The sequence below is a fragment of the Amaricoccus tamworthensis genome (assembly GCF_049800875.1).
In the GTDB taxonomy this organism is placed as follows: domain Bacteria; phylum Pseudomonadota; class Alphaproteobacteria; order Rhodobacterales; family Rhodobacteraceae; genus Amaricoccus; species Amaricoccus tamworthensis.
In genome coordinates, this window is the sequence record NZ_JBNAFV010000016.1 from 23,492 (window position 1) to 47,585 (window position 24,094).

Below are 24,094 nucleotides of genomic sequence, written 5' to 3' on the forward strand. Positions count from 1 at the left end.
CCGCGCGGGGCTAACCGGCGGGGCTGAAGGAGATTTTCCTGTCGGGAAAGGCTTTGCCCAGGGCGGTCATGGCGTCGAGCCAGTCGCTGCCGCCCCACTGGTTGAGAAAGGCGTAGGTTTTACCGTTCAGCCGCATGAGATCCGCGTCGTCGCAGAAATAGCGGATGGGGTCGAAGCGGCGGCCTTCGGCCGCGCGCATTTCACCGGCAAGGCGCAGGAACTCCTCCCGGCCGACCTCACCCTCCACCGCGATGAGCGCCCGGTTTGAGCGCGGGCCGCAATGGGCCGCGACCTCCTCCGGTGCCACGCCGGTTTCCACCAGATACCGGAAGGTGCGGTGGATGACGCGGCGCTTGGGCTCGGCGGTGAAGCGGCTGTCGCCCAGGGTAAGGTCATAGCGGGTGTAATCGGCGCCACCCGCACGGGCGGCGCGCTCGCGGCGGGCCTTCTCGCGGACCTGAACCTGGTATTCAGCGGCCTCGGGCAGGGGGATGACCTGCTGCACGTCCACCAGCACCCGCCCGTCCAGCTCATAGGGCTGCAGGCGCACGCAGCTTATGTCGATGGCCCGTTCCAGAAGCCACAGAACGGAGCCGGTCAGCTCACGGGAAAATTCCGCGGAGGCCAGAACGATCCGCACGTCCTGGGCAAAGGCGTCCTCATCCGGCTCATCCCAGCCGAGAAACTCCAGCAGTTCGGCGCGGGCCTGGGAGCCATCGCTCCCCGAGGCGGCGAGATGGCGGGAGAAGGCGTCCACGGCCTGGTCAAAGGTCATGGTCGAGATCATGGCCGCGTAGCGGATGGCCTGAAGCTCCATGTGGCCGCCATCCTCGGTGCGTTTGAGCTCAATCACCACAGGATTGGCGTTGCGGTCGATCCCGAGCAGGTCGATCCGCCGCCGGGCGCCCTCCCAGTCCCCGAACTCCTCGGCGATGACGAGGGTGTCGGGGGAGATGACGGCAATGTTTTCGCGCAAAAGCCGCTGCAGGTCGTGGCGTTCCCGCATCTGGACCCGTTCAAAGCTGGTTCTGTCGAGGGGGCGTATCCCTTCGCTGGCAAATTCGTAGATCGGCATGGATGCCCCTCCCTGAGCCGGACATGGAGCCGTGTATTCAACCTTAACGCGAGCGCCGGGGCAAGCGGTGGCTTCATGCCCCGGGGGAGGGGCGGGCAGGTGCGGATGCCGGATCAGGAGGCGAGGTCGAGGACCATCCGGCCCTCGATTTCACCCTTTTTCATCCGCTGAAAGATCGTGTTGATCTCCTCAAGCGGGGCGGTGTCGATGGTGGCTTTCACCTTGCCGTCCCCGGCGAATTCCAGTGATTCCCGCAGGTCGAGACGGGTGCCCACGATTGATCCGCGCACCGTCACCCCGTTCAGCACCATGCCAAAGATGTTGAGCGGGAAGTCCCCGGGCGGCAGGCCGTTGAGGGAAATCGTGCCGCCGCGGTCGACCATGCCGACGGCCTGTTCAAAGGCCTTTTCGCTGACCGCGGTGACGAGGGCCGCCTGAACCCCGCCGCCGGTTTCCCGCACCACCGTGGCCGCGGGATCCTCATCGGTCCGGGCGTTCACGGTCACTTTCGCGCCAAGGCGCCGGGCCAGGTCGAGCTTGGCGTCATCGACATCGACGGCCACCACGTTCAGACCCATGGCCACGGCGTACTGAACCGCCATGTGGCCCAGCCCGCCGATGCCCGAGATTGCCACCGTGTCGCCGGGCCTGGTGTCGGTCACCTTCAGGCCCTTGTAGACGGTCACACCGGCGCAGAGCACCGGTGCGATACTGTTGAAATCGACATTCGCGGGCAGGTGTCCGACATAGCCCGGGTCGGCAAGCACGTATTCCGCGAAACCGCCATTGACCGAATAGCCGGTGTTTTTCTGGCTTTTGCAGAGGGTTTCCCAGCCGCCGAGACAGTGCCGGCAGTGACCGCAGGCGGTATAGAGCCAGGGCACGCCGACCCGGTCGCCCTCCTTCACATGGGTCACGCCCCGGCCCACGGCCGAGACATAACCCACCCCCTCATGACCGGGGATGAAGGGCGGTTCCGGTTTGACCGGCCAGTCCCCGTCCGCGGCATGCAGGTCGGTGTGGCAGACACCGGAGGCCTGGATGGCGACCTGGATCATGCCAGGCTCGACCTCCGGAACCGGCGCCTCCTCAATCCGCAGGGGCGCGCCGAGTTCGCGGACAACGGCGGCTTTCATCGTCTTTGGCATTGTTGCGACTCCCTAGAAGAATCCGAGCTTGTTGGGGTTGTAGCTTACCAGCATGTTTTTGGTCTGCTGATAGTGGTCGAGCATCATGCGGTGGTTTTCGCGTCCGATGCCGGACTGTTTGTAGCCGCCAAAGGCCGCGTGTGCCGGATAGGCGTGATAGTTGTTGACCCATACCCGGCCCGCCTCGATGCCACGGCCAAAACGGTAGCAGGTGTTCATGTCCCGTGACCAGACCCCGGCGCCGAGCCCGTACATGGTGTCATTGGCCAGCGCCATGGCCTCCCCGGCATCCTTAAAAGTGGTCACGGAGACGACCGGGCCGAAGATCTCCTCCTGAAAGACGCGCATTTTGTTGTGGCCCTTCAGGATGGTGGGCTGGATGTAGAAGCCGTTTTCCAGATCCCCGGTCATTTGGGCGGCGGCCCCGCCGGTGAGCACCTCCGCGCCCTCCTCGACGCCGATGGTCAGATAGGAGAGGATTTTCTCCTGCTGCTCGGCACTGGCCTGGGCGCCCACCATGGTGGCGGGATCGCGCGGGTCACCCTGTTTGATGGCTTTTACCCGCGCGATGCAGCGCTCGATAAAGGCCTCGTAGATGTCCTCCTGGATCAGCGCGCGGGAGGGACAGGTGCAGACCTCACCCTGATTGAAGGCAAAGAGCACGAAGCCCTCCACGGCCTTGTCGAGAAACGCGTCATCCTGGGCCATCACGTCGGAGAAGAAGATGTTGGGGGATTTCCCGCCCAGCTCCAGCGTCACCGGAATCAGGTTCTCGGTGGCGTATTTCATGATCATGCGGCCCGTTTGCGTCGAGCCGGTGAAGGCGATCTTGGCGATGCGGGGCGACTGTGCCAGCGGCGCACCCACCTCGGCCCCGTAGCCGTTGACGATGTTCAGGACACCCGGCGGCAGCAGGTCGCCGATGATTTCCGCCAGAACCATGATGGCGGCGGGGGTCTGTTCGGCGGGTTTGAGGACGATGCAATTGCCCGCGGCCAGCGCCGGGGCGAGTTTCCAGGCGGCCATCAGGATCGAGAAGTTCCACGGGATGATCTGGCCCACGACGCCGAGCGGCTCATGGTAGTGATAGGCTACGGTATCCGCGTCGATCTCGCTCATCGTGCCTTCCTGACCACGCAGAATACCCGCGAAATAGCGGAAATGATCGGCCGAGAGGGGGATGTCGGCGGCCATGGTCTCGCGGATGGGCTTGCCGTTGTCCCAGGTCTCCGCCGTGGCGAGGCGTTCGAGACTGGCGTCGATCGCATCGGCGATTTTGAGCAGGATGTTCGCCCGCTCCGCCGCCGGCGTGGCCCCCCAGGCGGTTTTCGCCCCATGGGCCGCATCCAGTGCCAGGTCCACATCCGCCGCACCCGAGCGGGCCACCTCACAGACGATGGCGCCGGTGATGGGCGTGATGTTGTCGAAATACACTCCGCTGACGGGGGGCGTGAATGTGCCGCCGATGTAATTGTCGTAGCGGGTTTTGAAGGGTGACGTGAAACGCGTGTCGACCTGGGTCATCTCATTCATGGGTTTTCCTCCGTTATGCGCCCGACTCCCGTGTTCGGGTCTGGAATGACCCTGGCGGCCGGGACGGTGGGCTGTCAGCCGGGGTGGCGCGGTTTGGGGCGGGGATGTGTTTCAGAACCGGGACAGGTCGGGGCGGTTTTTCGCGAAGTACCGCCGGTTCGGGGACCTGGACGGGTTACATGCCCTGGAACCGGTTCCCGGAGCGGCGTGTTGTTCCGTCAGGAGGGTTTGGCCCGTTTTCCTTTCATGCCGATGGGCCGGACCCGACACGGATGCATGGCCGCCGGCCCGCCGGCATGGCGGCCCGTGACAGGAAGGCAGAACCATGACCTCTACCGATATTGCCATCGACGGCCCCGATACCGCCCGCGCAAAAAGCCGGGAGACGGGCAAAACGGCGGCGCTCTACCGCATGGACATGCCCGGGCATCTCTGTCCCTTCGGGCTGAAATCGAGATCCCTGCTGAAGCGCCGGGGCCATGAAATCGACGACAACCTGCTGACAAGCCGGGAGGAGGTGGACGCTTTTCTGGAGGCGCATGGGGTGGAGACGACACCCCAGACCTTTATCGACGGTGAGCGGATCGGCGGCTATTCCGGGCTGAAAAAGCATTTCGGTCTGAAGGTCCTGGACGGGGATGAGACGACCTATACGCCGGTGGTGGCGATTTTCGGCGCGACCGCGCTGATGGCCCTGGCGGTTGTCCTGAACCTTTATGACGGTTTCCCCGTCGCGGCTTTCCTCAAATGGTTCTTCGCCATCTCGATGGTGGCCCTGGCGATCCAGAAGCTGCAGGATGTGGAGGGGTTCGTGAACGGGTTCCTTGGCTATGACCTGCTGGCCCGGCGTTACGTGCCCTATGGCTACGCCTATCCCTTTCTGGAGCTTTATGCGGGTATTGGCATGATGGTTCTGATCGGGTCCGGCAGCCCGCTGATCTGGCTGGTGGCGCCGGTGGGTGTTTTCATTGGCACCATTGGGGCGGTCAGTGTCATCAAGGCGGCCTATATCGACGGGCGCGATCTGAAATGCGCCTGTGTCGGGGGTGGGTCGAATGTGCCGCTGGGCGCGATCTCGCTCAGTGAAAACCTGATTATGGCCGGTATGGGCCTGTGGATGCTTGGTCTGTGGTTCGTGACGGCCTGACGGCCCTGTTCGCTCAGTTTCCCAGTCCCAGGCGCTTCATGCGGCGGTAGAGGGTGGCGCGGCCCACGCCCAGGGCGCGGGCGGCCTCCGAGACATTGCCGTTTGCCCGCGCCAGAGCCCGTATCACGGCGGCGCGTTCGCCCTTCTCGAAGCCGGACGGGCCGTCACCGCGGCCGAACAGGTCCGGGGCCGGGCGGGGTTTCAGGGCGCCGTCGGGCTCAAGCCCGAAGGCCCTGCGCGCGTCGCGGGTGGCGCCGACCACGATGTCATCGGCATCCACGGCCAGAAGCGCACCGCCGCCCGCGCCGCCCTCTCCCGCCACGATGATGCGGGCTTTGGGCCAGGAGGCGCGGAAGAAATCGGCCTCGATGGCCCGGGCGGTTTCCTCCACCATGGCCGTTGTCAGCCGGTTGTAGCTCTCGGTCTGGTCGGCGCGGGCCGAGGAGACGTCCAAAGCGGCCAGCAGGCGTCCGTCGGGGCCAAAAATGGGCGCGTCCATGCAACTCATGCCGATATTGCGGGCCAGGAAATGCTCATCGCGGTGGATGGTGACCTGGCGGCGCTCGGTTAGACAGGTGCCGATGCCATTGGTGCCCTCGGCGGCCTCGCTCCAGTCGGAGCCAGGGCAGAGCCCCCAGTCCTGGAATGTTTCCTCATCCGCTTCGGGACAGCGCTGGTCGAGGACAATGCCGTCCGCATCGGTCAGCAGAACCGCGCAGCCCGCGTTCCCCACCAGGCCAAACAGCCGGTCGAGGCGTGGCTCGGCCACCCGCATGAAGTGTTCCAGCCTTTCGCGACGCTCCTTCAGGCCGGCCGCGTCAAGCCGTTCGCCGGAGGTTCCGGTGGCGGGATCCAGCCCGTGGCGCTCCGCCGAACGCGACCAGGAGGCGGCAAGAGGAGAGCGCGCGGCCGCGGAGCGCGACTGCACCGTGCTCATCACCTTTTCCACGTGACTGGTCCTGTTCCCGGAGATGTTCCGTCCCTCCTCCCGGGCGGAACAATACTCTCCCGCCGCGGGGCTGGCAATTTTTTAGCGTGCCGGACGTGGTGCGGAGGGCGGGAAGCCCGTTAACCTTTTTACGTTTACCAACCGCTCAAAAAGGCCTCTTTCCCGTCATTTTCATGTGACCTGGCAGGAACAGAAGGAGAAAATTGTGATGTGCGTTATTCATTCCCTAAATAAGCGGTGCTATGGCCCCCATATACCTGTTACGATACCGGAATGGTTGCGGAAATGTGTTCAGGGCATGTGTGTTTGGGTAATGTGGTATGGGAATGTCGGGTACCTTGAAAATCTATGACGATCATTTTGGACTGACGGAACGGCCGTTTACGCTGCTGCCCGATCCCGATTTCCTCTACTGGTCCGACAACCATACCCGCGCCTATGCCATGCTCGAATACGGCATGCTGACCCATGCGCCGCTCACGGTGATCACCGGAGAAATCGGGGCGGGCAAGACCACGCTTCTGCGTCATCTGCTGCGCTCCCTGCCCGAGGAGTTCACCGTAGGGCTGATTTCCAACGCCCAGGGCAACCGGGGCGAGCTTTTGCACTGGGTTTTGATGGCTTTGGGCGTGCCCACCTCCAGCAACGCATCCTATGTGGAGCTGTTCGCGCTCTTTCAGGACTTCCTGATCGAGGAATACGCTGCCGGACGGCGGACCATGCTGATCTTTGATGAGGCGCAGAACCTGGCGGTGGAGACGCTGGAGGAGCTGCGCATGTTCTCCAACATCAACGCCGACAAGGATGAGCTTATCCAGATGGTTCTGGTGGGCCAGCCGGAGCTGCGCGATCTTATCGCCCAGCCACGCCTTGTGCAGTTCGCCCAGAGGATTGCCGCGGAATACCATCTGCCGGGCATGACCGCCGAACAGGTTCAGGACTACATCAACCACCGGCTCAGCGTGGCCGGGGCCGATCATGAAATTTTTACTCCCGCCGCCTGCGAATGTGTGTATCAGGCGTCGCGGGGGGTGCCGCGGCTCGTAAACCAGATTTGCGATTACGCGCTGGTATACGCGTTTACCGATGGTAAGGACATTGTGGATGCCGCCGTGATTGAGCAGGTCGCGACGGATCGACGCATGCATGGCAATCTGAAACTGGCGGTCTGAGGCCGCTTTCGGAAACATATCGGGTGGCCCGGCGCGCGGTCACCGGCAGGAACGTTACGGATGGCAGAGTAAAACGATGGGCAAGCTGGATCTGAAATTCTACTGGGCGATATTTTTGCGCCGGTCGCCGTATTTTATGCTGGTGGCAGCCCTTCTGACCGCGATCGGGCTGACGGTGGCGTTTATCCTGCCCCCGGTCTACATCTCGCGGGCCTCGATCCTGGTGGAGCCGCAGCAGATTTCCGGCAATCTGGTGCAGTCCACCGTGGCCATCGATCCCTATCAGCAGATCCAGATCCTGCAGCGCCGGGTGATGACCCGCGCCAGCCTGTTCGATCTGGCGCAGAAAACCGGCATTGCCGCGGACAACCCGGAGGCCACCACCGAGGACATCATCCAGAACACCGCCCGGCGCATCGTGTTCTCGGGCGGCGAGCCCCAGGAGGTGACCCGCAACGGACCGGCTCCGGAAGCGATCATGATCGGTGTCTCCTTTGAGGCCGAGGATGCGGCCCTTGCGGCGCGCGGCGCCAATGAGGTCGTCAGCCTCATTCTGCAGGAAAACCTGCGCAGCCGTACCAGCAAGGCCGAGGAAACCGTGCGGTTCTTCGAGGCCGAGGTCGAGCGGCTGAGCGCCGAGCTTGAGGAAACCTCCGCGGCCATTTCCGCTTTCAAGACCGACAATGTGGAAAGCCTGCCCGACAGTCTCGAAACCCGTCGCCAGCAGCAGTCCCTTGAGCAGGAGCGGCTTCTGGCGCTGGAGCGTGAGGAAAGCGCGCTGCGCAACGAGCGGGCCACCACGGTCTGGGTGTTTGAGCGGACCGGCACCACCGGTAATCTCGTGACCCGCAGCCCGGAGGAAACGGAACTGGAGGCGCTGAAAAGCGAGCGCATCAAGCAGCTTGCAGTCTATGCGCCCACCAGTTCGCGCATCCGCATTCTCGACACGCGCATTGCCGCCCTTGAGCGGCTTGTTGAGGAGCAGCGCGCCACGCGTGTGGTTGAGGGAGGCGGGGATCTTGCCGCCGGCCCCAGTTCCGAACTTGAGCTTGAACTGGCCCCGATCGACGCCCGTCTGGAATTCATCGCCCAGGAAAAGGCCCTGATCGAACAGACGCTGGTGGATCTGCAGAGCTCCATTCAGCAGACCCCGTCCAACGAGATGACCCTTGAGCGTCTGGAGCGTGAGATGGCCGGTCTGCGCGCCCAGCATGACAGCGCCACCTCGGGCCTTGCCCAGGCCCAGGCCGGTCTGCGTATCGAGCTTGATGCCCAGGGCGAGCGGTTCACGGTGATCGAGAACCCGGTCGAGCCCACCGGTCCCGAAAGCCCCAACCGCAAGCTGATTGCCATGGCCGGCATGGCCGGAGGTATTGGCGCGGGCCTGGGTCTGATCGTGCTGATGGAACTTCTCAACCGCAGCATCCGCCGTCCGGTGGACCTGACATCGACACTGGGCATCCAGCCCATCGCCACCATTCCCTATATCCGCACCGCGGCCGAGGCGCGGCTGCGCCGGGGGCTGATCGTGGGGTCGCTTTTGTTCGTGCTGGTGGTGATCCCGCTGGGACTGTTCCTGGTGAACACCTATTACATGCCGCTTGATCTTCTGGTGGACCAGATCCAGGAGATCGTCCGGCCCGGGTCGGCCCCGGAAATTGCGGAACCCGCGCAGCAGTAACCGGTACAGACCGGCACTGCCGGCCGTTTAAGGAAGAGAGTATGGAACGCATTCAGGCAGCCATCCAGAAGGCCAAGGGAAAACGCGGCGACGCTCCGGCCCGTGCCGGACGCCGTCCCGTGGGCGTGTTTGAGGCCTCCAGCACGACGGCGCGCGCCACCAACGACCAGCAGGAGGCCAATCCGGCCTGGGACGCGCTGCCGGAGTTCGAACCGGATCCAAAGCTGATGATGAAAAACCGCGTTATCACCTTTGCCGATACCGACCCGAGCCACACGGCCTTTGACATGCTGCGCACCCGTATTCTGCGGACCATGCGCCAGAATGACTGGGTGTCCCTGGGCATCACCTCGCCCACGGCGAGTTGCGGCAAGACCATGACCAGCCTCAACCTTGCGTTCAGCCTGGCGCATCAGCCGGATCTGCGCACGGTTCTGGTGGATCTCGACCTGCGCCGTCCCATGGTGGGTAAAACCCTCGGCATCGAACGGCCCCAGTCCATGGCCAGCATGCTTCAGGGCACGCGCCCCATTGTTGAGAATTTTGTGCGCCACGGCTCAAACCTGGCGATTGGCACCAATGCCGCACCGATCAGGAACTCCTCGGAGCTTCTGCTGAATGCGGCCACCACGGAAGGCGTGGCGCGGTTGCGTTCCGCCTTCCAGCCCGATGTAATTATTTACGACCTGCCGCCCATGATGATGAGTGACGACGCCATGGCGTTTTTGCCGCATATGGACTGCATGCTTCTGGTGGCGGGTGCGGAAAAGACAAGTCTTGATGAGGTTGATACCTGCGAACGGGAGCTTTCCGAGAACACCAATCTGCTTGGGGTTGTTCTTAACCAGTGCAGGTATACTTCTGATTCGTACGGATACTACTGATCCTGCCGGGAGGATGTTTTTGTGCGGCGGTCGTCCCGGACCGGCCGGCCCCTGATCATGTGCAGGTGGTGAAACAATGCTTTATTCCGGACTGAGCGAGGCCCCGCTGTCCGAACGGGTTTTTGATGTATGTATTGCCGGAGGCGGACCTGCCGGTATTACCCTGGCGCGTCGGCTTGCATCCCAGGGCATGGATGTTCTTCTCATGGAGGGGGGCGGTCTGGAACTGACCGTTGAATCCCAGGACCTCTATGACGGTAAAAACATTGGTCTCGACTATTACGAGCCCTATACGGCGCGGCTCCGCTATCTGGGCGGGTCGTCCAACCACTGGGGCGGGCGCTGCCGGGAACTGGATGCGATGGATTTCCATTCCCGCCCCTATCATCCCCTGAGCGGCTGGCCGCTTGAGAAGGCGGAACTCGACGCCTATGCCGAGGAGGCGGATGCCATTCTCGAGATCGGCCCGCGCTCCGCGGTCCCGGACACGACCGTGAAACTGGGCGGGGAGACGGTGGAGCGTCTGACCTACCGTCACAGCCCGGTGAAATTTCTCGAAAAGTATCTCGATGAGCTGAAGGCGGCTCCGAACATCCATGTGGTCATCAACGCGAACCTCGTGGACCTGGAACTGAACGAGGGGCTCAAATCCGTTCGTCATGCGGTGTTCCGCTCCCACGATCCCGGGGAGCGGGAATACCGGATTTCGGCCCAGGCCTTCTGTCTGTGCATGGGCGGTCTGGAAAATCCCCGTTTCATGCTCAACGTCAACCGCCAGGTGCCGGCGGGGATCGGGAATGAAAATGACCTTGTTGGCCGTTATTTCATGGAGCATCCGCATTTCGTCATTGGGGACATCCTGTTTGAGGATACGGTGCCCGAGACGGAAAACTATTCCATGCCGATGGATTTCCAGGATGACCGGGAGATGCTCAATTTCTCCGTGCGCGTGGTGACCGAAAAGCTGCATCTTCTGCGGGAGGTCAGCCGTACGGCCCTGTGTGCCACATCCTTTGGCGAGCGTCTGGCCCGGGCCGTGCTGGGGCGCAATATCGACTGCGACGTGGGCGGTGCGGACGAGTATTTCGATGCGCGCGCCTTTCTGGCGGACAATCCGGTCGGTCACGTGCAGGTCAATACCGAACAGTTCCTCAATCCCGACAGCCGGGTGACGCTGCTCGATGAGACCGATGCTCTGGGCATGCGGCGCATCGCAGTGGACTGGCAGCTTGCCGATGAGGATTTCCATACCATGCGTGTGGCCGGGGAATGGATCGGCCAGCGTGTCGCCGCCGAGGGGCTTGGCCGCGTGCGCCTGCGCGACTGGCTTCTGAACCGGGACATTGCGCCGCCGGGCGCGGATGAGGAAATGCCTGGCGGGCATCACCACATGTGCACCACCCGCATGAGCGACGATCCCAAACAGGGGGTGGTTGACCGCAACTGCCAGGTGCACGGGGTGGAAAACCTCTTTATTGGGGGCTCGAGCGTGTTTGCCACCGCCGGGCATGCCAACCCGACCTATTCCATCGTGCAGCTTGCGCTGCGCCTGGGAGATCATCTGGGAGAGGCGCTGCAGCAGCAGTCCATGAATGTGGGACGCGGGCTGTCTCCGGCGGGACGGACATGAGCCCAGGGCTGCGTGGCCCGCGAAAATTTGTTTGAACATTTACATGCGAAAGGTGGACTACATCATGAAAACACGACGCGGATTTTTCCGGTTGCTGCTCTCCGGGCTGCTGGCATCCCGGTTTGCTCCGGCGGCCTGGGCCTCACCGGTCCCGGAAAAGGGTTTTCACATGGTCAATGGCTGGATTTTGACCGACAGCGATGTTGAGGTGCTGAGCCGCTACGAAAGCTGATGTTCAATGCCGTGCCGGGGGGGCGCGGCGCCGGTGGACCGGAAAATGACCCGGTCCGCATCCCGTCCCGGATGGTGACGTTCCGGACGGGAGTTTCTTTTCTGTTGGGGTGATCCTTTAATGATTGTCGATGCGGGTGTCGTTGACCGGACGCTGTTCAGCCGGGTCTTCGATGTATGTGTGGTGGGTGCGGGACCGGCGGGGATAACGCTGGCCGAGAGCCTTGCGGCTCAAAATCTTGACGTGGCGCTGATGGAGGCCGGGGATCTGGAGTTTACCTCCGAATCCCAGGAGCTCTATGAGGGCGATATCGTCGGGATGGACTATTTCGATCTGGACGTGCCGCGTCTGCGCTTTTTTGGCGGGACCTCCAACCACTGGGACGGGCGCAGCCGGAGCCTTGATCCCCACGATTTCCGTCCGCACCCCTGGCACGCCCTGAGTGGCTGGCCGGTTACGGCGGCGGAACTGGACCCGTGGCGGGCGAAGACGGATGAGATCCTGGATCTGCCACCCCGGGACGTGTTCCACGATGAAATCGTCGAAGGGGCCGAGGATGATCTGCGCTCCATCCGGTTTCGGCGCAGCCCGCCCACCCGGTTTAACACCAAATACCGGGACGGAATGGCGGCCTCCGGGCGCATCACCCTGGTGGTCAATGCCAATCTGGTGGATTTGCGGCTCAATGAGGCCCTGACCACGGTGGAAACCGCGGTTTTCCGCTCCTACGATCCGGATGACACCGGATTCACCGTCCGGGCCCGGGCTTTCTGCCTGTGCATGGGGGGGCTGGAAAATCCCCGCTTTCTGCTCAATGCCCGCAGTCAGATGCCTGCCGGTATCGGCAACGCCCATGACCAGGTGGGCCGGTATTTCTCCGAGCATCCCACCTACCGGATCGGGGAGGTGCTCTTTGAGAACGGGGCTCCGAAATCCCAGGGGTATGCCCCGACGCCGGAGATGATGGACCGGCTGGAGGTGCTCAACTCCAACATCCTGCTGCTCAGTGAGGGGCTGGATCCCGGGACCGAGGCCCTGCGCAGCCTGGCCTGTTCCGCGGATTTCATGGAGGAGCTGGCACGCAAGGTGCTGGGCCGGCGCTTCGACTGCGGGGTCGGCGGTCTTTCGGCGTATTTTGAGGTGCGCCGGTCGGAGGCCTGGCATCATGGCGGTCTTGGGATCATCATCGAGCAGGCGCTCAACCCCGACAGCCGCGTGCTGCTTTCCGACCGCAGGGACAGGTTCGGACATCAGCGGATTGCGCTCGACTGGCGTCTTGCGCCGCTTGACATCCACACCATGCGTGAAACCGCCGTGGTCATGGGGCAGTATCTGGCCTCCGAGGGTATCGGACGGCTGCAGGTCGCTGACTGGCTGCTGGCGGAGCCCGCGCGGGTGCCGGGCCTGTGGGATGAGGGTCACGAGGTGGCGCTGAGCCATCACATGTGCACCACCCGCATGAGCGACAGTCCGAAAGAGGGCGTGGTGGACCGCAACTGCCGGGTACACGGCATGGAAAACCTCTATATTGGCGGCTCGAGCGTGTTCGCGACCGGTGGACATGCCAACCCGACCTGGACCATCGTGATTCTGGCGCTGCGTCTTGGGGATCATCTTGGGCGAAACCTTTCCGAACACGCCCTGAAGGTTGATGATCCGGCGGAACGGCTGGAGCCGGCATGAATGTCCCGGCCCCGTTCGGGGGCCGGTGAATACCACGGCCTTCCTCTGGCGGAAGGTCCCCACGCCCCTGGGCATCGGAAATGACGGAGACGGGACCGGAACATGATTATCTCACACGAACACCGGTTTGTTTTCGTGCATATCCACAAAACCGCGGGCGAGGCGGTGACCCTCGCCCTCCTGCCCCGTATGGGGCGGGGCCTGGCGCTTGGCGGCACCACCTGGGGTAACGTCAAAAACCTCTGGTACAGCCGGGCCAAAGGCGTCTCGAAGCACAGTGACGCGGCGGAGATCCGGGCGTTTACGGGTCCGGAGACCTGGGAGAGGTATTTCACCTTTGCCTTTGTCCGGCATCCCTTTGACCGGGCCCTGTCGTTCTACAGCTATCTGGGCCAGATGTCGGACCGGCGCGAGGGCCCGGGCGTGCGGAATTTTCTCTACGGCATGCCGTTTTTCAACCGGGGCGATCCGCGCGGCTGGCCTGGGGTGCAGGCGTACCGGGAGGCGGAGGATTTTTCCGCCTTTATCCGGCATCCGAAATTCGTGGCCGATCCTGGGTCCAATGCCCAGGCGGATATCCTCTGCGACGGGGAGGGGCGGATCCTGGTGGACTTCGTGGGCCATTTCGAGCGGCTGAACGATGATTTTGCGGAAGTCGCCAGACGCATTGGCATGCCTGATCTGAAACTGCCCATGCACAATGCTTCCGTGCGCTCCCGGGCCCGGACCATGGCAGCGGCGGATCAGGAGCTTTTGCGGGAATTTTATGCCCGGGATTTCGAGGCTTTTGGCTTTGATACGGCCGGATGGGAATTGCCCTGAGCGGACCGTTGTGGTCTGAATTGCCCATGGCGCCGGGGCGGAAAATCAGCTCCGGCGCCTGAGTGTGGACAAGCTGGATGCCCCGAACATGACCGATGCCCAAACATCCGCGCCCCGGCCAAACATCTTTGTGGTCGGCGGCTCAAAATGCGGCACCACGAGCCTCTACCGCATGCTGCAGCTGGCCGATGGCATCGGCACCTCCAATACCCGCAAGGAACTGCATTACTTTTCCGCGCCCGAGATCGTCCAGCGTCTGGCCGCACCCGGCGATGAGGGGGTCGCGAAACTGGTTTTGCGGGATGAGGCCGATTACCTGGCGGAGTTTTCGCATCTGCCCGCCGATATGGCCAATATCGTCGATGTCTCGCCTAGCTATCTGCAAAACCCGCAGGTGCCCGCGCGCATCCGGGATTTCGCACCGGAGGCCCGGATTGTCATCTTTTTGCGCAATCCGGTGGGCAAGGTGTTTTCCCAGTACGTGCATCTGTGGTCCTCGGGGCAGGAGACCCTGCCCTTTGAGGAGGCGTTCGACAAGAGTACCGAACGCCGGGAAGCCGCGTATTCGCCCATGTGGGATTACCGCTCAGGTGGTTTTTATGCCGGACATCTGCGGCGCTACCTGGACCTGTTCGGGAAGGACCGGGTTCGCGTGGAGATTTTCGAAGAGTTTTTCGGACCCGATCCCGTGGCCCAGAACGGGCTCGCCGATTTCATGGGTATCCGCTTTGCCGAAGGTCCGCCGCCCAAAATCAATGTCAGCGGTCGGGTCAAATCCCCGCTGATGAAGGCCGTGCTTGGCAACAGTGCCCTGAAAGGGGCGTTCCGGACCCTTGTGCCACTCTCCCTGCGGGACCGGCTCTCGGGGGCCATCCGCGGCTCGGTACAGACGGAAAAGCCCAAGATCAGTGACGTCATGCGGGCCCGTCTTGAGGATCTGTACCGCGATGATGTGGCCGAGGTGGAGGCCATTCTGGGCCGCAGGATCGGCTGGTTTTAGCCCGTTTGACCCCAGTGGTCTGATTTTTCTGTATTTTTGGCCGGCTACGCGATTTTTGGCCAAATGGTTTCACCCTCTCACACAGGGGTGATGACTGAACACCGCTCCGTGATCAGGCGAAACAGTTTGGGCATTTGATGAGTATTGTTTCCATGAGAGCCGCGCAGGCTTCCCCATCCGGGACCGGATTTACACGGTCCCGGGTGGTCAACCGAAACACTGCCCTGAGGGAAAAACCGTTATGACCAGCAAGTTCGCAATCGCATTCGCCACCATCGCCGCCCTTTCCGCCACCGCACCGGCCTTTGCCGGACCGCAGTCGAAAGAGGGTCTGACCCTTAACCAGATCGCCATTGAAAGCTACAACTCCGGCCGCTCCGCCCAGGACCGCCAGCCCCTGTCCATCGACCGCAACGGTTCCCCGGCGCTCGAGGCCCAGGCCATTGCCAGCTACAACAACGGCAAGAACGCCAGAAACCGTCAGGAAATCACCTCCACGGGCGACATGGAGGTCGCCTCCCGCGCGGTTAATCCCGGCAGCCCCGCTGACAGCCAGCTGATCGCCTCCGCAGGTCTGACTGCGGAAGAGGCCGAAGGTCTGACGCTCAACGAGATTGCGGCCTTCAAATACAACAAGAACCGCTCCCGGCATGACCGTCAGGGCGTTCCCGCGGTCAAATAATCCGGGTCGGGCGGATTTCCTCCGCCGGTCCTGACATGAAAAAGCCCCGGTTCCGAACTCGGACCGGGGCTTTTTTGTCTTTGCCGGCATCAGTTTGAGATGCCCACGGCCCGGTGAAGGTAGCGAAGATCGCTCAGCTGACCCGCGAGGAAGCCGGCCACGTCGGCACGCGGGATTTTCAGCGTCAGGGCCCGGTCGCCGGGTTTGATGTCCTCCCGGAATCCGCCTTTGGCAGGACCGTCGACGAAGGCGCCGGGGCGTACAATGGTCCAGTCGAGGCCGCTGGCGCGCACCATGACCTCCTGCCGTTCATGGTCAAGGAATACCGGCCGCAGGATCAGGCCGAACATGATGCGCTTCCAGAAGAAGTTGAGGTTGCTCCAGCTCTCATGCGCCCCCAGGGTCGACTGGCAGATCAGGCGACGGATCCCGTGTTCCCGCATGGCTTCCATAACGTTCAGGGTCCCCTCCGAGCGGATCCGGCTTTTGCGCGACATGCCCGCGCCGAGCGTGATCACCACCGCGTCATGACCGGGCAGGGCGCGGGACACGTCCTCACGGGACATGGCGTCGCCCGCCACGCGGGAGAGGCGGGCCGCATCGATTTTCAGTTTTTCCGGGTTGCGGGCAAAGGCCGTGACCTCATGCCCGTCCTCCAGCATCCGCGTGACGGCGGGGGCGCCGACGGTTCCGGTGGCTCCGAAGACGATGACTTTCATTTTGAGGCTCCTTTTCAGATTACTTTACACCATGTCAAGTTGACGGATTGTGGATTACCCCTTAACTTGACATCATGTCAAGAAAAAATGAATCCACCCGGAACCGCATCCTCAAATCCGCCTGGACCCTGCTCGAAAAAGGGGAGGGCCCCGTGCGCATGAGCGATATTGCCAAAGCCGCCAAAATCAGCCGCCAGGCGCTCTACCTGCATTTTCCCAACCGGGCGGATCTGCTCATCGCGGTGACGCGTCATCTCGACGAGGTGCATGACGTGGAGGCGCGGCTGGCGGAAAGCCGCATGGCCCCAAGCGGGGTCAAGCGGCTTCAGGCCTGGATCGCGGCCTGGGGGGATTACATTCCGCAAATTCATGGAGTGGCCCGGGCCCTGATGGCGATGCGGGACCATGACGCCGAGGCGCGCGCCGCCTGGGAGGGGCGTATGGCGGCCATGCGGGAGGGCTGTGCCGCCGCCGTTGCGGCGCTGGAGGCGGATGGGGACCTGCGGGAGGGCCTGAGCCCGGTGGAGGCCACCGACCTGCTCTGGAGCCTTCTGTCCGTCCGGGTCTGGGAGCAGCTCCGCCTGGACTGCGGCTGGCCCCAGGAGCGTTACATCGCGGTCACCCAGGAGACGGCGCGACGGGCTCTGGTCGGGGGGTGAGGACGGAATGCGCAGCTTTCCCCATGCGCGGGTTTATCGCTCCTGGGGGGCGTGAACCGGCCGTTTTGCGGTCAGGGGCTCGAACCAGGAAACCGTTCTCTCCAGCCCCTCCTCCAGTGTCACGGTTGGCTCCCAGCCAAGTTCGGTGCGGGCGCGCCTTATGTCCGGGCGGCGCTGCAACGGGTCGTTCTCCGGGAGGGGGCGAAACACGGTCCGTGACCTCGATCCCGTCAGTTCGATCACCAGTTTGGCCAGATCGCGAATGGTAACCTCATCGGGATTTCCAACATTTACCGGTCCGGTCACGTCGTCAGGCGCGTTCATCATCCGGATCATGCCGTCAATCAGGTCATCCACGTAACAGAAGGACCGGGTCTGACTGCCGTCGCCGTAAATGGTGATGTCATTGCCCAGAAGCGCCTGAACGATGAAATTGGAAATCACCCGGCCGTCATTCGCCTGCATTTTGGGGCCGTAGGTGTTGAAAATCCGCATGACCCTGATGCGCAGGTCATGCTGACGATGATAGTCGAAAAACAGGGTTTCGGCGCAGCGTTTGCCCTCATCGTAACAGGAGCGTGGCCCTATGGGATTGACGTGTCCCCAGTAGTCTTCCGTTTGCGGGTGCTGCTGCGGGTCGCCGTAAACCTCGGATGTGGAGGCCTGGAGGATTTTTGCGCCCGTCCGTCTCGCCAGTTCCAGAACGGTGATGGCCCCAAGGACCGAGGTTCTGGTCGTGCGCACGGGGTCCTGCCGGTAGTGGACCGGTGAGGCGGGGCAGGCGAGATTGTATATCTCATCGACCTCCACCTCGAGGGGCATCGTTATGTCATGCTCAATCAGTTCAAAGTTCGGGCGCCCGAGCAGATGCGCGATCCCCGACCGGCACCCGGTATGAAAACTGTCGATGCAGAGCACGTCATGGCCTGCCACAACGAGGCGCCCGCACAGGTGACTGCCAAGAAACCCGGCTCCACCGGTGACCATTATCCGTTTGGTGGAAAAGCCGTGCAAATCATCACCCTGGTGTCCCCCGTAGGGCCCGGCCCGTAACGATGGACGACCCTCACCCCTGATTGTGGTAAAGGCTTTTCCCGGGTTCGACAAACCGGACTTTCAGATTTTGGCCTCAGGGAGGCGCGGGCGCGTCTTTTCACCAGCCCGACTGCCAGTCCCTGCGGCGTTGCCAGATGGCGCCCCAGGTGGCGGCGCTTTCCTTTAGCGAGGGGCGTCCGGTCAGGGTGGCGCCGGCCTTTGTGGCGATGAGGCGGGTCAGCGGCATCATGGAGAAGACGAACCGGCCCAGAGGTTTCTGCCAGGCCGGGAAGTGGCGGTTGATCAGGCCCATTTTGCCCGCCAGAGTTTTGACCATCCGGTCGGAGAGGACTTTTTCGGAGGCGCCGCCATAGTGAATGATGGTGGCGTCCGGCGTGATTTGCGGCCGGGCTCCGGTTTTAATGGCGCGCAGGCACAGATCCGCCTCCTCGCCATACATGAAGAAATCCTCGTTGAAGCCGCCCAGTCGGTCCCAGTCCCCGCGGCGCATCAGAAAGAAGCTGCCCTGGACGATGTCGACCTCCCGCACGCTGTCGCGCTGCCAGCCGCCATAGCGTTCCGCATTGAAGATTGCGGAGTTGGGGAAGAGGGATGTCAGGCCGGCGGTGCGGCAGAACACGTTCCACAGCGTCATGCGCTGCCAGCAGGAGGCGGGATTGAGGCTTTTGTCCCCAAAGAGCGTGCGTCCGCCCCAGATGCCGGCTCCGGGCGTTTCACGGGCGAATGCCACCAGGTTGTCCACCGCGTGGTCGAGCACGACCGTGTCGGGATTGAGCAGCAGGATATACTCCCCGCGCGCCTGCTTTGCCGCCATGTTGTTGCCGCCGGCAAAGCCCAGATTGTCCTTGCGGGCCATCAGGTTGATGTGGGGAAATTCCTCCGAGATCGCCTCGGCGGAGCCGTCCTGGCTGTTGTTGTCCACCACCAGAACCTCATGGGGGATGGTGGTCTCGCGCTCCAGGCTGCGCAGACACTCAAGGGTCATCTCACGGGTGTTGTAGGAGATCACCAGAACGGAGACCACGGGATCCTGAACGGGGCTGTCTGACATTGGTATCCGTTTATTCGGGAACGAACCTGGGCAGATAGTCGATATGGGCTGTCAGGAAGTTTTTCAACCGCTCATCGGCCTGGGCCTCGGTTTCCTCCTCACCGATCGGCGTAATCAGGCGCACGACGCTGATGTCGCGGCGGCCGCGCAGCAGGCTGTCGGAAACGGTGTGGAATTTGGTGACCATGTCATTGGCGGTGCTGCGGCCCCGGCCCTCGAACCAGAAATAGACGAGCTGTTTGCTCAGGCCCTTCTGGATGATGGCGCGGTTGAGTGTCAGGCCGCCAAAATCCGTACCCGGCAGGTCGACCCGTGTGGGGTCGATGCGGAACACCTCCCAGCCGCCGGCGGGCAGACAGGCGGCGGGGGAGTGAATGTAGGAGCCGTCGGTTTCCTTGTGGTAATAGGCGACGAAGAAATCCACCGGTGCGGCGGCAGCCGGGCTTACGAAGTTTGACGACAGAAAGTCATCCGCGCCGAGGAATGCCTCGACCTCCGGGTCGAGCAGGGTGCGCTCCCCCCGCCATTCACCGGTGTTCATGGGAAAGAGCACGAAGCTGTCGCGTTCGGGTGTGACGGAGGCGCGGGCGGGGGCGAGAACCCAGGCCGCGGATATGGCGCAGGTCAGGAGCGTCATGGCGATCAGCGCGCCTGAGGCGGGAATGGTGAAAACCCGGCGGAACTGTTCACCAAGGTTGGAGAAATCCATGTCGAGCGCATCGCCCAGATGGCGTTTGTCCCCGGACAGGCGCTGCATCAGAACCGCCATGGCGAAAAGGATGGCGATGCAGGTGAGGAAAATCACCCAGCCCTCGAAAACGTGCAGAAAGCCCTCGGCCTGCTCGATGCCCTTGCGGTCCACCAGAAAGCCGATCACCCCGATGCGGAAGGAGTTCATCAGAACCGCGATCGGCACCGCCGAGAACAGCAGCACCAGCTTGTGCCAGACCGGTCCGCGGTAGAGCACGGCAAAGACATAGGTAAAGCTCATGATCGGGAACATGTAGCGCAGTCCCGAACAGGCCTCGGCCACCTGAAGCTTGTAGGTGCCGAGATCAATGACATTGCCTTCCAGATAGACCGGCACCTGCAGCACCCGCAAAAGCCAGACGCCGATTTCGGAGGAGAGGAACTGCAGCGCGATGGTGACGTTCCAGTAGATCATGTTGGGCAGAGGCAGCATGAACACCAGGTGCAGCACCGCGGGCCAGAACAGAATGCCGCGCGACCAGCCAAATCCCACCAGAACAAGCCCGCCGATCCAGACAATGAGCCCGTAGGTGACAATGTCCGGAATACCCACGAGGTTGCCGGCAATGGCGGCCAGAAGCCCCAGGGCGATAAGCGCAAGCCCTGGCCAGCGGTCGGTGACCGGCCCGGTGGGGGGCGGTACGGCCTTAAGCTCGCGCAGATACATGTAGAAGGACAGAACCGGAATGACCGGACCGTGGCTGTATTCGGGCCGCGACCAGGCCTCGCCCAGATGCACAAGGCCGGACCAGAAGACGGGCAGGGCGCCGAGACAGCACAGCAGGAACAGGCCAAAGCCGTAAGTGTCGAGCGGGGTTCCCAAAAATACGGGATGCCGGTGCCGCGTTTCGGCCGTGAATGACATGTCTGACCTCAGTACCTGACGAACCGTCCCGTTCCTTACACAGGGAGGTTGCGTAAGTTTAAATAATCCGCGTGCAAATACCAGGTGCGGCCAAATTATCGTGACCGGCCAGGGCATCCGGATCCTGCAAGCCGTTCCCGAAAGGCCGGATCCGGTTTGATCCGCGCACCTGTTTTTCCCTGTTAAAGGCAACGATATCAAACTTTTGCGGGTCAGGGAAAATTTTATTTCCGTTAGGGTGCATCCAAACGGTCTCCTTCGCGCGTCTTTGAGGGTGCAGGGAGTGCGGAAAGACCGCGCTCCGCAACGGTAAAAGGATTTTGGTATGCGTACTGTTTCAATGTTTCTGACCACGGCGACCCTTCTGTCCACATCGGCTCTGGCCCAGGCGGACGGGCATGCGGGACACATGGCGGTTGGTCTGAGCGGCGACAGGACGCTGCACATGATCGACAGCGGCTCGGCGGCGGTAACCGCCTCCATGGAGGTTGAGGGTGTCGACAGGCTTCTTGGCATTGATCTGCGTCCGGCCACGGGTCAGCTGATTGGAGTAACCGACGGGTTCGACATCGTGGAAATTGATCCCGCCAGCGGGGCCGTGACAAAAATCTCGACCATGGACATGGAACTGCCCGTGATGGATGGCCAGCCGGTGATCGTGGATTTCAACCCCAAAGCCAACAAGCTGCGCTTCATGACCGGCACGACCAATCACCGCGTTGATATCGAGAGCGGCGCGGTCACGGTGGATGGCAGCCTTGCCTTTGAGGGCGCCGACATGCATGCCGGTGAGGCGCCCGATATTGTGGCCGCGGCCTATATCAATTCGTTTGGCCAGCCCGATGCCACGGCGATGTATGACATCGACGCCACGATCAATGCCGTGATCCAGCAGACCTCGCCCAATGACGGCACACTGGCGGCCATTGGCAAACTGGGTGTCGGGGCGGCGGAAAGTTACGCTTTTGACATCGCCACGGATGAGGCGGGCACCAACACGGCCTGGCTGGCCACCGGTGGCATGCTGCACACGGTGTCGCTTGAAACCGGTGAGGTTCAGGACAGTTGGGAGCTGACCGGTGCGGAGGCGCCTTTGCGCGACATCACGTTTCTGACCGCAAAATAACGGCTGGAAACAGGAACGGGAGCGGCCCGCCCTGGCGGGCCGTTCCTGGCCGGTGGGGTCATGTCATGTGTGTTCAGTGAACGGGGTAATGCTGTTTTTTGGCCTCACCGGCCGTTTGTGCCGAATACGGAAGAGGGCTTTGCCCCGCGTTCCGTTTTCAATATGATGCCGGTTCCCAGAGGGGAGGGACGGGTGACGGATTACGCGCAACTGCTTGAAAACTGCGCAGGAGGTGACCGGGCCTCGCTTCGGACGGTTATGGACGCCGAGGGTGGCCGGATGCTGGGGGTTGCGCTGCGCATGCTGCGGCGCCGGGACCTGGCTGAGGATGCCGTGCAGGAGAGTTTTGTTACGATCTGGCGCAAGGCACATCAGTACGACAGGAACCGCGGGGCCGCAAAAGCCTGGATCTACACCATTCTGCGCAACCGCTGTCTGACCATGCTGCGCCAGGACACCCGGGAGATTGCCACGGAAAGCGACGTGCTTGAGATGCGCCAGGACAGCGACATTCTGTCGGAGACATGGGAACGCCTCGGCGAGGGCGGTGACCTGCAGCGCTGTCTGGAACGTCTGGATGCCAAAAAGCGGGCCGCGGTGCTGATGGCCTATGTTCTGGGCTATACGCACGGGGAGATTTCGGGCCGGGTTGGCGCGCCGCTCGGATCGGTGAAGTCCTGGCTACGCCGGGGGCTGGCACAGTTGCGGGAGTGCCTGTCATGACTGGAAATGAGCGCCCCCTTGAGGAACGGATTGACGAGGTTGTCATCGGTCTGGCCGATGAGGCGGAATGCGCCAGGATCGAGCGCATGGCGGCGGAGGATATTACCGTGGCCCGGATGCTCGATCAGGCGCGGAAACGGTTCGGCGAACTCGACGACACCGCCTGTCCCGAGGCGCTGCCCGACGACATGTGGGCGCGGATTTCCGGACGGCTGGAAACCGTGGAGCCGGAGCCCGCCATTGTCAGCGATCCCGACGTGGTGCCATTCCCGCGCCCTGACAACGCGCCCCGGGCCATGTCCTGGGCCACCATCGGCAGCCTTGCGGCCTCCGTGGTTCTGGCCATCGCGCTTGCCTGGACGCTGTTTTCACAAAAGGATCCAGCGGTCATTGCCGTGCTGATCAATGATGCGGGGGAGCCGGTTGCGGTTGTTGAGGGGACGCTCGACAACACCACCCTGATCACCCTGCTGGGTCCGACCACGGTTCCCGAGGGCCGCATCATGCAGGTCTGGACCAAGCCGGATGCCGACGGCCCGCCCGTGTCCCTGGGCGTTCTGGCCCGTCCGACATCAACGCGGTTGGAAGTCGAAAACCTGCCCGCACCCTCGGCCAACCAGCTTTATGAAATCACTTTCGAGCAGGCCGGTGGTTCACCAACCGGACTGCCGACCGGACCCATTCATGGCAAGGGCCTGGCGCAGCAGCCCCTTTAAGCCGGGTCAGGGACGGTTGAGCCAGCGCTGGAATTTGCGCTGCAGTTTGAAGACGGTGCTGGAGCGGCGGGCCAGATCCCGGTCGCGGAGCCTGATGAACTCCTCCGACAGAACGGGGCGGGCTTCCTTTGGTTTTCGGGTCTCCGGCATATAGCCGAACCGTTCGAAATCCGCAGCGTAAAACTCACGCAGCACGGCCATGTCCGCATCGGAGGGTTTTGCCCGGGGCGGGGTGGTGCTTTTTTCCCCGCCGCTTTTGCGTTTGTTGGAATGACCGATGGAGCGGGGCCCTTCGGCATTGCCGGCAAAATCGTCAAGCCAGGGGATCAGGGCATCGAGGCCGTTTTCCAGATGGAACACCGCGGCACCCTCGGGCACGAAATCGGACTGGGGGCGCATGTGGTTGTCGAGCACGAACCGGTCGGCGGCCTGCATGTCGATCTGTCCCTGCAGCCAGTCGGAAAAGCCGGTATCGGGCGGAATGGATTTTTCCACATTGACCTGAAAGTGAAACGCGCTCTCGGCACGGGCCACCGGGTGGCGCACCACGGTGAAGACCGCGTCCATGAATGCGGGGGGCAGGATGTGCTCCAGGCTTTCGGCATCCACGTGCTGGGGGGAGGTCTTCGTCCAGCGTGTTCCGGGTTCACGGGAGTTGAAATGCCGGTCCAGCATGGCCATCGGGCCAAACCGTTCGATCAGGTAGTCTTCCACGGAGGTGCCGCCACATTTGGGCACATGGGCGTAATAGAGGATTTTCCCACCGGTTTTTACAAAGGGCATGCGATCTT

Annotated in this window: 23 protein-coding genes; 14 read left to right on the top strand and 9 right to left on the bottom strand. The window is 62.7% G+C overall.

Annotated features, from left to right (window positions below; all coding sequences use genetic code 11):
* Positions 1-10: 10 nt before the first annotated feature.
* The 3 genes from ACP15P_RS18880 to adh all read right to left on the bottom strand — a co-directional run bounded on the left by ACP15P_RS18880 (position 11) and on the right by adh (position 3,756).
* The gene (locus ACP15P_RS18880) at positions 11-1,075 is read right to left on the bottom strand and encodes a hypothetical protein (protein ID WP_424930035.1); all 1,065 of its coding nucleotides are present in this window, start codon (positions 1,073-1,075) and stop codon (positions 11-13) included.
* Between the two features lie 113 nt (positions 1,076-1,188).
* Positions 1,189-2,223: an alcohol dehydrogenase AdhP gene (adhP, locus tag ACP15P_RS18885; RefSeq protein ID WP_424930036.1), complete on the bottom strand. Its 1,035-nt coding sequence runs from the start codon at positions 2,221-2,223 to the stop codon at positions 1,189-1,191.
* 12 nt (positions 2,224-2,235) lie between these two features.
* A complete protein-coding gene (gene adh / locus ACP15P_RS18890) occupies positions 2,236-3,756 on the bottom strand; it encodes an aldehyde dehydrogenase (protein ID WP_424930037.1) in 1,521 nt (506 codons plus the stop codon).
* 325 nt (positions 3,757-4,081) lie between these two features.
* Between adh and ACP15P_RS18895 the strand changes: the two genes are divergently transcribed.
* Complete coding sequence (locus ACP15P_RS18895) at positions 4,082-4,903, top strand: MauE/DoxX family redox-associated membrane protein (RefSeq protein ID WP_424930038.1); 822 nt, start codon at positions 4,082-4,084, stop codon at positions 4,901-4,903.
* Between the two features lie 13 nt (positions 4,904-4,916).
* Here the strand turns inward: ACP15P_RS18895 and ACP15P_RS18900 are convergent, their stop codons facing one another.
* Positions 4,917-5,840 (bottom strand): helix-turn-helix domain-containing protein, encoded by a 924-nt coding sequence (locus ACP15P_RS18900; protein WP_424930039.1) that lies wholly within the window; start codon positions 5,838-5,840, stop codon positions 4,917-4,919.
* 338 nt (positions 5,841-6,178) lie between these two features.
* Here ACP15P_RS18900 and ACP15P_RS18905 point away from each other — a divergent pair, with 338 nt between their 5' ends.
* From ACP15P_RS18905 to ACP15P_RS18945, 9 genes are all read left to right on the top strand, one after another.
* Positions 6,179-7,024 (top strand): ExeA family protein, encoded by an 846-nt coding sequence (locus ACP15P_RS18905; RefSeq protein ID WP_424930040.1) that lies wholly within the window; start codon positions 6,179-6,181, stop codon positions 7,022-7,024.
* Between the two features lie 76 nt (positions 7,025-7,100).
* Positions 7,101-8,705, top strand: a complete 1,605-nt coding sequence (locus ACP15P_RS18910; RefSeq protein ID WP_424930041.1) for a GumC family protein — start codon at positions 7,101-7,103, stop codon at positions 8,703-8,705.
* Positions 8,706-8,746: 41 nt separating this feature from the next.
* Positions 8,747-9,589, top strand: a complete 843-nt coding sequence (locus tag ACP15P_RS18915) for a CpsD/CapB family tyrosine-protein kinase (protein WP_424930042.1) — start codon at positions 8,747-8,749, stop codon at positions 9,587-9,589.
* Positions 9,590-9,665: 76 nt separating this feature from the next.
* Entirely contained in the window at positions 9,666-11,219 is a 1,554-nt protein-coding gene (locus ACP15P_RS18920; protein ID WP_424930043.1) for a GMC oxidoreductase, read from the top strand.
* 64 nt (positions 11,220-11,283) lie between these two features.
* Entirely contained in the window at positions 11,284-11,451 is a 168-nt protein-coding gene (locus ACP15P_RS18925) for a hypothetical protein (protein ID WP_424930044.1), read from the top strand.
* Positions 11,452-11,571: 120 nt separating this feature from the next.
* A complete protein-coding gene (locus tag ACP15P_RS18930) occupies positions 11,572-13,134 on the top strand; it encodes a GMC oxidoreductase (protein WP_424930045.1) in 1,563 nt (520 codons plus the stop codon).
* A gap of 102 nt (positions 13,135-13,236) precedes the next feature.
* Positions 13,237-13,956 (top strand): sulfotransferase family 2 domain-containing protein, encoded by a 720-nt coding sequence (locus ACP15P_RS18935; RefSeq protein WP_424930046.1) that lies wholly within the window; start codon positions 13,237-13,239, stop codon positions 13,954-13,956.
* Between the two features lie 88 nt (positions 13,957-14,044).
* Positions 14,045-14,956, top strand: a complete 912-nt coding sequence (locus tag ACP15P_RS18940; protein WP_424930047.1) for a sulfotransferase family protein — start codon at positions 14,045-14,047, stop codon at positions 14,954-14,956.
* Between the two features lie 241 nt (positions 14,957-15,197).
* Positions 15,198-15,638 carry a hypothetical protein gene (locus ACP15P_RS18945; RefSeq protein WP_424930048.1) on the top strand — a complete coding sequence of 147 codons (441 nt, stop codon included), beginning with the start codon at positions 15,198-15,200 and terminating at the stop codon, positions 15,636-15,638.
* A gap of 89 nt (positions 15,639-15,727) precedes the next feature.
* Here the strand turns inward: ACP15P_RS18945 and ACP15P_RS18950 are convergent, their stop codons facing one another.
* Positions 15,728-16,357, bottom strand: a complete 630-nt coding sequence (locus ACP15P_RS18950) for an NAD(P)-dependent oxidoreductase (RefSeq protein WP_424930049.1) — start codon at positions 16,355-16,357, stop codon at positions 15,728-15,730.
* A 74-nt stretch (positions 16,358-16,431) separates the two neighbouring features.
* Between ACP15P_RS18950 and ACP15P_RS18955 the strand changes: the two genes are divergently transcribed.
* Positions 16,432-17,016: a TetR/AcrR family transcriptional regulator gene (locus ACP15P_RS18955; RefSeq protein ID WP_424930050.1), complete on the top strand. Its 585-nt coding sequence runs from the start codon at positions 16,432-16,434 to the stop codon at positions 17,014-17,016.
* Between the two features lie 33 nt (positions 17,017-17,049).
* Here ACP15P_RS18955 and ACP15P_RS18960 read toward each other — a convergent pair whose 3' ends face one another.
* The 3 genes from ACP15P_RS18960 to xrtD all read right to left on the bottom strand — a co-directional run bounded on the left by ACP15P_RS18960 (position 17,050) and on the right by xrtD (position 20,738).
* Positions 17,050-18,003: a UDP-glucuronic acid decarboxylase family protein gene (locus ACP15P_RS18960; protein WP_424930051.1), complete on the bottom strand. Its 954-nt coding sequence runs from the start codon at positions 18,001-18,003 to the stop codon at positions 17,050-17,052.
* 166 nt (positions 18,004-18,169) lie between these two features.
* Positions 18,170-19,123, bottom strand: coding sequence for a glycosyltransferase family 2 protein (locus ACP15P_RS18965; protein WP_424930052.1), 954 nt, complete (start codon positions 19,121-19,123; stop codon positions 18,170-18,172).
* A 10-nt stretch (positions 19,124-19,133) separates the two neighbouring features.
* Positions 19,134-20,738, bottom strand: coding sequence for a VPLPA-CTERM-specific exosortase XrtD (gene xrtD / locus ACP15P_RS18970; protein ID WP_424930053.1), 1,605 nt, complete (start codon positions 20,736-20,738; stop codon positions 19,134-19,136).
* Positions 20,739-21,063: 325 nt separating this feature from the next.
* Between xrtD and ACP15P_RS18975 the strand changes: the two genes are divergently transcribed.
* The 3 genes from ACP15P_RS18975 to ACP15P_RS18985 all read left to right on the top strand — a co-directional run bounded on the left by ACP15P_RS18975 (position 21,064) and on the right by ACP15P_RS18985 (position 23,303).
* A complete protein-coding gene (locus ACP15P_RS18975) occupies positions 21,064-21,864 on the top strand; it encodes a DUF4394 domain-containing protein (RefSeq protein WP_424930054.1) in 801 nt (266 codons plus the stop codon).
* Positions 21,865-22,056: 192 nt separating this feature from the next.
* Positions 22,057-22,587 carry a sigma-70 family RNA polymerase sigma factor gene (locus ACP15P_RS18980; RefSeq protein WP_424930055.1) on the top strand — a complete coding sequence of 177 codons (531 nt, stop codon included), beginning with the start codon at positions 22,057-22,059 and terminating at the stop codon, positions 22,585-22,587.
* Positions 22,584-23,303, top strand: coding sequence for an anti-sigma factor (locus ACP15P_RS18985; RefSeq protein WP_424930056.1), 720 nt, complete (start codon positions 22,584-22,586; stop codon positions 23,301-23,303). The genes ACP15P_RS18980 and ACP15P_RS18985 overlap by 4 nt, the downstream gene beginning before the upstream one ends.
* A gap of 6 nt (positions 23,304-23,309) precedes the next feature.
* Here the strand turns inward: ACP15P_RS18985 and ACP15P_RS18990 are convergent, their stop codons facing one another.
* The gene (locus ACP15P_RS18990) at positions 23,310-24,086 is read right to left on the bottom strand and encodes a sulfotransferase family 2 domain-containing protein (RefSeq protein WP_424930057.1); all 777 of its coding nucleotides are present in this window, start codon (positions 24,084-24,086) and stop codon (positions 23,310-23,312) included.
* Between the last annotated feature and the right edge of the window lie 8 nt (positions 24,087-24,094).

What these genes read in the sequence shown, in the direction of transcription:
- ACP15P_RS18880 (WP_424930035.1), bottom strand. Translation starts at nt 1,075, where the DNA reads ATGCCGATCTACGAATTTGCCAGCGAAGGGATACGCCCCCTCGACAGA.
- adhP (WP_424930036.1), bottom strand. Translation starts at nt 2,223, where the DNA reads ATGCCAAAGACGATGAAAGCCGCCGTTGTCCGCGAACTCGGCGCGCCC.
- adh (WP_424930037.1), bottom strand. Translation starts at nt 3,756, where the DNA reads ATGAATGAGATGACCCAGGTCGACACGCGTTTCACGTCACCCTTCAAA.
- ACP15P_RS18895 (WP_424930038.1), top strand. Translation starts at nt 4,082, where the DNA reads ATGACCTCTACCGATATTGCCATCGACGGCCCCGATACCGCCCGCGCA.
- ACP15P_RS18900 (WP_424930039.1), bottom strand. Translation starts at nt 5,840, where the DNA reads ATGAGCACGGTGCAGTCGCGCTCCGCGGCCGCGCGCTCTCCTCTTGCC.
- ACP15P_RS18905 (WP_424930040.1), top strand. Translation starts at nt 6,179, where the DNA reads ATGTCGGGTACCTTGAAAATCTATGACGATCATTTTGGACTGACGGAA.
- ACP15P_RS18910 (WP_424930041.1), top strand. Translation starts at nt 7,101, where the DNA reads ATGGGCAAGCTGGATCTGAAATTCTACTGGGCGATATTTTTGCGCCGG.
- ACP15P_RS18915 (WP_424930042.1), top strand. Translation starts at nt 8,747, where the DNA reads ATGGAACGCATTCAGGCAGCCATCCAGAAGGCCAAGGGAAAACGCGGC.
- ACP15P_RS18920 (WP_424930043.1), top strand. Translation starts at nt 9,666, where the DNA reads ATGCTTTATTCCGGACTGAGCGAGGCCCCGCTGTCCGAACGGGTTTTT.
- ACP15P_RS18925 (WP_424930044.1), top strand. Translation starts at nt 11,284, where the DNA reads ATGAAAACACGACGCGGATTTTTCCGGTTGCTGCTCTCCGGGCTGCTG.
- ACP15P_RS18930 (WP_424930045.1), top strand. Translation starts at nt 11,572, where the DNA reads ATGATTGTCGATGCGGGTGTCGTTGACCGGACGCTGTTCAGCCGGGTC.
- ACP15P_RS18935 (WP_424930046.1), top strand. Translation starts at nt 13,237, where the DNA reads ATGATTATCTCACACGAACACCGGTTTGTTTTCGTGCATATCCACAAA.
- ACP15P_RS18940 (WP_424930047.1), top strand. Translation starts at nt 14,045, where the DNA reads ATGACCGATGCCCAAACATCCGCGCCCCGGCCAAACATCTTTGTGGTC.
- ACP15P_RS18945 (WP_424930048.1), top strand. Translation starts at nt 15,198, where the DNA reads ATGACCAGCAAGTTCGCAATCGCATTCGCCACCATCGCCGCCCTTTCC.
- ACP15P_RS18950 (WP_424930049.1), bottom strand. Translation starts at nt 16,357, where the DNA reads ATGAAAGTCATCGTCTTCGGAGCCACCGGAACCGTCGGCGCCCCCGCC.
- ACP15P_RS18955 (WP_424930050.1), top strand. Translation starts at nt 16,432, where the DNA reads ATGTCAAGAAAAAATGAATCCACCCGGAACCGCATCCTCAAATCCGCC.
- ACP15P_RS18960 (WP_424930051.1), bottom strand. Translation starts at nt 18,003, where the DNA reads ATGGTCACCGGTGGAGCCGGGTTTCTTGGCAGTCACCTGTGCGGGCGC.
- ACP15P_RS18965 (WP_424930052.1), bottom strand. Translation starts at nt 19,123, where the DNA reads ATGTCAGACAGCCCCGTTCAGGATCCCGTGGTCTCCGTTCTGGTGATC.
- xrtD (WP_424930053.1), bottom strand. Translation starts at nt 20,738, where the DNA reads ATGTCATTCACGGCCGAAACGCGGCACCGGCATCCCGTATTTTTGGGA.
- ACP15P_RS18975 (WP_424930054.1), top strand. Translation starts at nt 21,064, where the DNA reads ATGCGTACTGTTTCAATGTTTCTGACCACGGCGACCCTTCTGTCCACA.
- ACP15P_RS18985 (WP_424930056.1), top strand. Translation starts at nt 22,584, where the DNA reads ATGACTGGAAATGAGCGCCCCCTTGAGGAACGGATTGACGAGGTTGTC.
- ACP15P_RS18990 (WP_424930057.1), bottom strand. Translation starts at nt 24,086, where the DNA reads ATGCCCTTTGTAAAAACCGGTGGGAAAATCCTCTATTACGCCCATGTG.